Source organism: Meiothermus luteus, assembly GCF_003574085.1.
Lineage (GTDB): Bacteria > Deinococcota > Deinococci > Deinococcales > Thermaceae > Meiothermus > Meiothermus luteus.
In genome coordinates, this window is record NZ_QWKZ01000123.1 from 1 (window position 1) to 7028 (window position 7028).

Here is a 7028-nt window from a genome sequence, read left to right on the forward strand (position 1 = left end):
GTATGGGAGGGGCTAGCCTGCCGGAGCCCTGGGGCTACCCCTGGGGCCCCTTTGGCCACCTGCCCCGCTGGGCGGGGGAGCCGCTGGCCCTTTTGGAGGAGGGGGCGGCCTTGGGGTTTTTGTTTGGCCTGAGGCTGGGCCACAGGGCGGTGGTGGGCTTTAGCCCGGCCTGGAACCGCCTGCTTCTCTCTGACCTAAAGACCCTCCGCTCCCGCGGGAGCCTCTCCAGCCTCACTCCTTACCTGAACGGGGGGGTCATCACCACCGATGCCCCCCTCCACAAGCCCCAGCGCGAGGCCCTCAACCCTCTCTTCCACGCTCGAGCCCTGGCCACCCTGGAAGAGCGCCTCCAGGAGGCCCTGGCCGCCATCCGGCCCCAGGGGGCTTTTGAGGCGGTGGCCTGGGCCTCAAAGGCTGCTCAGACTGGGCTCAACCTCCTCTACTTTGAAGGCCGCTTTCCCCCCGCGCTTCTGGCCCGCTTCCTGGCCCCCCTAAAGCGGCCTTTTCCGGCCCCCCTGGTGCCGCGCCCGCTGCTGTTTCTTCGGGTGCGTCGGGTGGTGCGGGCCCTACAGCAGGATGGATGGGGGCTGGCTGCCCGGCTCCCCCTGGAAGAGGTGATGGTGGGCTTGGCGGCGGGCTACGACACCACCGCCCATACCCTGGCCTGGGCCCTCTGGCACGCGGCCTTGTACCCCCAGTGGGCAACCCCTCAAGGCCTGCCCCTCCTCCTGAAGGAGACCCTGCGCCTCTACCCTCCGGGCTTTGTGGGCAGCCGCCGGGTGGCCCACGACCTGGTGTGGGAGGGCCATTTTATCCCCAAGGGCGCCCTGGCCCTATACAGCCCCTACCTGACCCACCGCCACCCCGAGTTCTGGTCCAACCCCCTGGTCTTTGACCCGGCCCGCTTCCTGGGGCGGGTGCCGGCCTGGGGCTACCTGCCCTTTGGCGGGGGGGAGCGCATATGCCTGGGCATGCACTTCGCCCAGATGGTCCTGCGGGTGGCCCTAGGGCTTTTCCCGCGCTTGCGGCCGCTTAGGGGCGATCCCAGGCCCAAGCCCGCCCTGACCTTGGCCCCGGCCGGGGAGCTTTGGGTAGAGGCCTAAACCGAAGGAGGGGGCTCGTCCACCGGGACCGGCCGGCCCTGCTCGTCCACCGCCACATAGGTCAGGTTGCCCTTGGTGGCCAGCATCTTGGGCTCGCGCAGGTTTTCCCGGTAGACCTCCACCTCAACCGTGAGGGAGGTGCGCCCCACGCGGACCACCCGGGCCACCACCTCGAGCAGGTCCCCTACCTTAATCGGCACCTCAAAGACCACCTCGCCCACCCGCACCGTTACACACCGTCTGCGGGCCCGGCGGATGGCCGCGTAGGAACCCACCTTGTCCATCAAGCCCAGCACGAAGCCCCCAAAGGCGTTGCCCCCGGGGTTGGCGTGTTCGGGAAAAACCAGCTCTAAGGTGCGTGCCTCGCTCATGGGCAAGAGCCTACCGAACGCTCTTGGGTTGAGCAACGGGCGGGTATACTCTTGAACGGCTGTCTACCCTAGCGAAGGAGGTCCTCATGCCACTCAGAAACGCCTACCGTCCACCGGGCGAAGCCAGCCTCTGGGAGAGCTTCTTGCGCCGGCTCGAGGCCACCATTCGGGTCGCGCAGATTCACCCCGCCACCATCCAGTACCTCACCCACCCCAAGCGCATCGTGGGGGTCTCGCTGCCGGTGGTGATGGACGACGGAAGCGTGCGCAACTTCACCGCCTACCGGGTCATCCACAACATCGCCCGGGGCCCGGCCTTAGGAGGGGTGCGCTACCACCCCGAGGTCAGCCTGGGCCAGACCTGTGGGATGGCCGCCTGGATGACCCTGAAGGCGGCTGTCTACGGCCTGCCCTTTGGGGGATCAGCGGGCGGGGTAGCGGTGGAGCCGCAAAAGCTCTCCCGCCGCGAGCTAGAGCGCCTGTCGCGCCGCTACGTGACCGAGCTCATTGAACTGCTGGGGCCGGACGAGGATGTGCTGGCTCCGGACGTCGGCACCGACCAGACCATCATGGCCTGGTTCCAGGACACCTTTACCATGACCCGGGGCCAGACCATTCTGAGCGCGGTGACCGGGAAACCCCTCCCTCTGGGGGGGGTCTCCCTAAGGGATGAGGGGGGAGGACAGGGGCTGGTCTATGTGTTGGCCGACCTGGCTCGAGCCAACGGCTGGCCGTTGGAGGGGGCCACGGTGGCCATCCAGGGTTTTGGGCAGATGGGCAGCGCGGTGGCCCGCTACGCGGTAAAGGAGGGCCTAAAGGTGGTGGCGGTTTCCACCAGCCGGGGCGGGGTCTACAACCCCGAAGGGCTGGAGGTGGCCGCGCTGGAGGCCTACTACCAGAAGTGGGGCCACCTGGCGGGTTTTCCGGGGGGCCGGCCGGTGACCAACCTCGAGCTGCTTGGCCTGAAGGTGGACTACCTAGTGCCGGCGGCCCTGGAAGGGGCCATTAACGAGCAGAATGCCCGGCAGGTGCAGGCCCGGGTGGTGGTTGAGGGGGCCAACGGGGCGGTGACCCCTGAGGCCGAGTACCTCTTGCGCCTGAACGGGGCCCAGGTAGTGCCCGATGTGCTGGCCAACGGGGGAGGGTTGGTGCTCTCCTATTTGGAGTGGGTGCAGGACCTTTCCATGCTCTTCTTTGAAGAAGGAGAGGTGCAGCAGCGGCTGCGCGAATTCGTCCACCAAAGCCTGCAGGCGGTGCTCGAGCGGGCCCGCCCTTTAGGCGGCGACCTTCGGGTTGGGGCCTATGCTTTAGCCCTGGAACGCATCAACGAGGCCACCCGCCTGCGCGGGGTTTACCCATGAGGAGAAGAGGATGAAGTCGGAACCGCTTTCGTATCTTTCCAGCGAGAACATCGGCCCGTGGGAGATTTACCTGGCCCAGGTGGACCGCGTGACCCCCTACCTGGGCAAGCTGGCCTTCTGGGTGGAAGACCTCAAACGGCCCAAACGCATCCTGGTGGTGGATGTCCCCATCCAGCTTGATGACGGCTCGGTGGCCCACTTTGAGGGCTACCGGGTCCACCACAACACCTTCCGCGGCCCGGCCAAGGGCGGGGTGCGCTACCACCAGGACGTGACCCTCTCCGAGGTGATGGCCCTGGCCGCCTGGATGACCATCAAGAACGCCGCGGTGGGCCTTCCTTACGGAGGGGGTAAGGGCGGGGTGCGGGTAGACCCCCGCAAGCTCTCGCCAGGTGAGCTGGAGCGCCTGACCCGCCGCTACACCTCGGAGATCGGCATCCTCATCGGGCCGGACAAGGACATCCCAGCCCCCGACCTGGGCACCGGGGCCCGTGAGATGGCCTGGATGATGGACACCTACTCCATGAACGTGGGCCGCACCGCTCCTGGGGTGGTGACCGGAAAACCCATCGCCGTTGGGGGTTCCCTAGGCCGCCAAGACGCCACGGGGCGAGGAGTTTTCGTAACCGCGGCGGCGGCGGCGGAGAAGATGGGCCTTTCGGTGGAGGGCAGCCGGGTGGTCATCCAGGGTTTTGGCAACGTGGGCAACGCCGCAGCCCGCATCTTCCACGACCACGGGGCCCGGCTGGTGGCGGTGTCTGATGTGACCGGGGCCATCCGCAACGATGGAGGTATTGACCCCTACGACCTCACCGCTTACGTGCGGCAGATGGGGGGGGTCAAGGGCTACCCCAAGGCCGAGCCCATTCCGGCCCCGGAGCTCTTTTTCACCCCTTGTGAATTCCTGATCCCCGCGGCTTTGGAGAAGCAGATCACCGAGGCCAACGCCTGGAAGGTGCAGTGTAAGGTGATTGCCGAAGGGGCCAACGGCCCCACCACCCCCGCCGCCGACGACATTCTTGCCGAGCGGGGCATCGTGGTGGTGCCGGATGTAATCGCCAACGCGGGTGGGGTTACGGTGAGCTACTTTGAGTGGGTGCAAGACTTCAACAGCTTCTTCTGGACGGAGGAGGAGATCAACGCCAGGCTCGAGCGGCTGATGCGCCAGTCCTTTGAGGCGGTCTGGCAGGTGGCCCAGGATAAAAAGGTCACCCTTCGCACCGCGGCCTACATCGTGGCGGCCACCCGGGTCCTGGAGGCCCGGGCCATGCTTGGCCTTTACCCGTAGCCCCGTCCGGCCTTGGCGTATGCTAGGGGTGTGACGGCTAGCAGTACCTGGCCCCGCTACGGCAAGGTGACCCTAAAGCCCTTCACCGAGCCTTTGAGCGAGACCGAGTGGCGCCGCTTCTATGAGTGCTTTCGTGACCCCGAGATTGCCGAGTGGAACGGCAGCCGGCCGCTCAGGATGCCGCTGTGGCTTTTCAAGCGGGTGGTGATGGGCGAGGTGGGCCGGGGCGACCGGCTGGGCTTCGGCATTCTGGATGAACGGGGGGAGTGGCTGGGCACCGTGGAACTCTACGAGCTCACCCCCAGCGAGGCCACCTTGGGCATCCTGATCGGGGCCAAGGACCGCTGGGGCCAGGGATACGGCACCGATGCGGTCAAGGCGGTGCTGGAGTACGCCTTTTGCAAACTGGGGCTGAAAAAGGTGAAGCTTCGCACCTATCGGCACAACCTGCGGGCCCAACGGGCCTTTGAGAAGGCTGGGTTCCGCCACGTGGAAAAGCCCCCCCAAACTGGGCTGCGCTTTAGCCTGAGCCTGGGCCCCAGGCACGAGTTCGTCCCCATGGAGATTACCCGGGAGGAGTGGGCCTGCTGCTGAGGGCCTATCGGAGCCGCACCCGCTCCCCCAGGGCCAGGGCCTCCAGCTCATCGCGGGCGCTCGAGGCCGGCAGGAGGCGCAGGGCCCCTAAGGCGGCCTCTACTCGAGCAGCAATAGCAGCCTCCACCTGCTGGGCCACCCCCGACTCCACCGCCAGGGTTCGCAACCGAGGGATGTCCTCCGGTTCGCGGGCTTTGCGCTTGAGGATGGCCCCTACTTCCTCGGGGTGGCGCTCCAATAGCCACAGCGTGATGAGGGTAACCTTTCCCTCGCGCACGTCACCCCCCGCCGGCTTTCCCAGGGCTTCTGGGCTGCCCATTAGGTCCAGGTAGTCGTCCCGCATCTGGAAGGCCTGGCCATAAAGCCGCCCGAAGCGGGCCAGGGCTTCGCGCAGGTGGAACGGCGCTTGGCCCAGCACCGCGGCCCCCTCGCAGGCCACCCGCATCACCGAGGCGGTCTTTCCATCAATGATGCGCTCGTAGTTTTCCAGGGAGTGTTCCCCTAGGGCCGCCACTTGGAACTGGAGTACCTCCGCCTCGGAAAGCTCCCGGGCCACCTCGGCGAACATGGCCACTAGCTCCATGCGCCCGGTCTGGGCCAGCAAGGCCATCAGCCGGGAGAGCAGGTAGTCTCCCGAGAGCACCGAGACCGCGTTGCCGTACTTGCGGAAGGCCGCCTCCTTACCGCGCCGGGTTTCTGCGTCGTCCACCAGGTCATCGTGGAGGAGCGAGGCGGAGTGCAAGAGCTCCACCGCTAGGGCCAGCTCCATGGCGTGGGGTACCCCGCCCAGGGCGTTGCTGCTCAGGAAGACCAGGCGGGGCCGCACCCGCTTTCCCCCGGCGGTTACCAGGTCTTCCTCAATCAGCCGGATGAACTCCACCTCCGAGCGCACCACCTCCCGTAGCTGCTCCTCAAAGGCGGCCATTAGGGTGGTGAGCTCAGGGGCGAAGTCTTTGATGCTCATCCCGAGGATTATAGCTCAGAAGCACTCTAAGTAACTGGACCCAGGCCCGCTTTTGACCCTATTGATTGATGATGACCTGGGCGGGTAGGGTTACCGTGCGCAAAGTGCCGCTCAGGCTCTGGGCTACATACCCGGTGATGGCCAGTAGGCCTGGATTGCTGGCGAAGGTCAGGGTCTTGGTGAGCTTGGGGCAGTCGTCGGCTGCAGTGGAAGGAGGGCACTCCGGCACACTGCTCCCAATGGTTGCAGTGAGGCTCCCCGAAAGGTTGACCTGCAGTAGGGTGGCCGAGGGGCTGCCCGGTAGGGATTGAACCTCAAAGACCACCTCGTACCCGCTGGCTGTGGGGCCGGCCGAGACGGGATTGAAGCGCACCGTGGGGATACCAAAGTCGGCCACGAAGTTGCTGCAGCCCGATAGGACAAGGGCAACCACCATCAGGGCTATGGGCTTTTTCATCCGATCATCTCCTCTCGCCACTTGGGGTTTAGCACGAAGAACGAGAGCCTGCTCAGGCCTGCCAGAAAATCCACGTTCTCCACCGCAACTTCCTTGGGCACCTCTAAGACCGCTGGGGCGAAGTTGAGGATCCCCTTTATCCCCGACTCTACCAGGCGGTTGGCCACCGCCTGGGCTGAATCGGCGGGAACAGCCAGGAGGCCGAAGTCTATCCGCCGCTCGGCCACCGCCCGGGGTAGATTTTCTACGCTCTCTACCGAGAGGCCGTGAAAGCTCAGGCCGAACTTGGCCGGGTCGCGGTCAAATAGACCCCGCAGCTCAAATATCTCGCTGAAGCCGGGGTAGTCGGCGATGGCCTGGCCCAGCCGGCCCATCCCCACAATGCACAAGCCCCAGCGGCGGTTGAGACCTAGGATTTGGCGTAGCTCGCGCCGCAGCACCTGCACGGTGTAACCAACCCCCCGGGTGCCGTAGCTGCCAAAGTAGGAGAGGTCTTTGCGTACCTGGAAGGCGGTGACCTGGGCCTCCTCGGCGAGCTGCTCGGAGGAGGTTCGGTGGATGCCGCGGGCCTCGAGGTCTTCCAAAATACGCAGGTAGGTGACCAGGCGGGAGATGGCGGCGCTGGGCACTTTAGCCATGAGAAACACCTCTGTGCATCTAGCGAACCTCCAGAACCTCGAGCCCCTGCTCCCGCAGCGCAGCGGCAGCGGGGCCTGGATCAGCGAAGGGGCCCACCCGCACCTTGATCAGCCCTCCCTCTTCCACCAAGACCACCGGGTACCCCGCCCGCCGCACCGCCTCAACCACTGGTTGGGCGCTCTCAGCGCTGCGGAAAGCCCCTACCTGTAGGTAGCGCGATGGGGGCGACTGGGGGGGCTGCCGGGTTACCC

At 66.1% G+C, this 7028-nt stretch carries 9 protein-coding genes; 4 read left to right on the top strand and 5 right to left on the bottom strand.

Annotation, left to right across the window (positions count from 1 at the left end):
- Positions 1–2: 2 nt before the first annotated feature.
- Positions 3–1103 (top strand): cytochrome P450, encoded by a 1101-nt coding sequence (locus Mlute_RS13440; protein ID WP_119361105.1) that lies wholly within the window; start codon positions 3–5, stop codon positions 1101–1103.
- Here Mlute_RS13440 and Mlute_RS13445 read toward each other — a convergent pair.
- The gene (locus Mlute_RS13445) at positions 1100–1474 is read right to left on the bottom strand and encodes an acyl-CoA thioesterase (protein WP_119361106.1); all 375 of its coding nucleotides are present in this window, start codon (positions 1472–1474) and stop codon (positions 1100–1102) included. The genes Mlute_RS13440 and Mlute_RS13445 overlap by 4 nt on opposite strands.
- An 86-nt stretch (positions 1475–1560) precedes the next feature.
- Between Mlute_RS13445 and Mlute_RS13450 the strand changes: the two genes are divergently transcribed.
- Genes Mlute_RS13450 through Mlute_RS13460 form a run of 3 tightly spaced genes read left to right on the top strand, consistent with a single transcriptional unit; the run spans position 1561 to position 4717 of the window.
- Entirely contained in the window at positions 1561–2835 is a 1275-nt protein-coding gene (locus Mlute_RS13450) for a Glu/Leu/Phe/Val family dehydrogenase (RefSeq protein ID WP_119361107.1), read from the top strand.
- A gap of 10 nt (positions 2836–2845) precedes the next feature.
- A complete protein-coding gene (locus Mlute_RS13455) occupies positions 2846–4123 on the top strand; it encodes a Glu/Leu/Phe/Val family dehydrogenase (RefSeq protein WP_119361108.1) in 1278 nt (425 codons plus the stop codon).
- 30 nt (positions 4124–4153) lie between these two features.
- Positions 4154–4717 carry a GNAT family N-acetyltransferase gene (locus Mlute_RS13460; RefSeq protein WP_119361109.1) on the top strand — a complete coding sequence of 188 codons (564 nt, stop codon included), beginning with the start codon at positions 4154–4156 and terminating at the stop codon, positions 4715–4717.
- Between the two features lie 4 nt (positions 4718–4721).
- Here the strand turns inward: Mlute_RS13460 and Mlute_RS13465 are convergent, their stop codons facing one another.
- From Mlute_RS13465 to Mlute_RS13480, 4 genes are all read right to left on the bottom strand, one after another.
- The gene (locus tag Mlute_RS13465; RefSeq protein ID WP_119361110.1) at positions 4722–5681 is read right to left on the bottom strand and encodes a polyprenyl synthetase family protein; all 960 of its coding nucleotides are present in this window, start codon (positions 5679–5681) and stop codon (positions 4722–4724) included.
- Between the two features lie 58 nt (positions 5682–5739).
- The gene (locus Mlute_RS13470; protein WP_119361111.1) at positions 5740–6138 is read right to left on the bottom strand and encodes a hypothetical protein; all 399 of its coding nucleotides are present in this window, start codon (positions 6136–6138) and stop codon (positions 5740–5742) included.
- A complete protein-coding gene (locus Mlute_RS13475; protein WP_119361112.1) occupies positions 6135–6776 on the bottom strand; it encodes a redox-sensing transcriptional repressor Rex in 642 nt (213 codons plus the stop codon). Before Mlute_RS13475 ends, Mlute_RS13470 begins: the two co-directional genes overlap by 4 nt.
- A 19-nt stretch (positions 6777–6795) precedes the next feature.
- Positions 6796–7028 (bottom strand): SPOR domain-containing protein (locus Mlute_RS13480; RefSeq protein ID WP_147371104.1); only part of this gene is annotated, 233 nt, incomplete at its 5' end.

Bases quoted from the DNA above. Each gene is read 5' to 3' on its own strand.
- Mlute_RS13470 (WP_119361111.1), bottom strand. From the start codon at position 6,138: ATGAAAAAGCCCATAGCCCTGATGGTGGTTGCCCTTGTCCTATCGGGC.
- Mlute_RS13445 (WP_119361106.1), bottom strand. From the start codon at position 1,474: ATGAGCGAGGCACGCACCTTAGAGCTGGTTTTTCCCGAACACGCCAAC.
- Mlute_RS13450 (WP_119361107.1), top strand. From the start codon at position 1,561: ATGCCACTCAGAAACGCCTACCGTCCACCGGGCGAAGCCAGCCTCTGG.
- Mlute_RS13455 (WP_119361108.1), top strand. From the start codon at position 2,846: ATGAAGTCGGAACCGCTTTCGTATCTTTCCAGCGAGAACATCGGCCCG.
- Mlute_RS13440 (WP_119361105.1), top strand. From the start codon at position 3: ATGGGAGGGGCTAGCCTGCCGGAGCCCTGGGGCTACCCCTGGGGCCCC.
- Mlute_RS13475 (WP_119361112.1), bottom strand. From the start codon at position 6,776: ATGGCTAAAGTGCCCAGCGCCGCCATCTCCCGCCTGGTCACCTACCTG.
- Mlute_RS13465 (WP_119361110.1), bottom strand. From the start codon at position 5,681: ATGAGCATCAAAGACTTCGCCCCTGAGCTCACCACCCTAATGGCCGCC.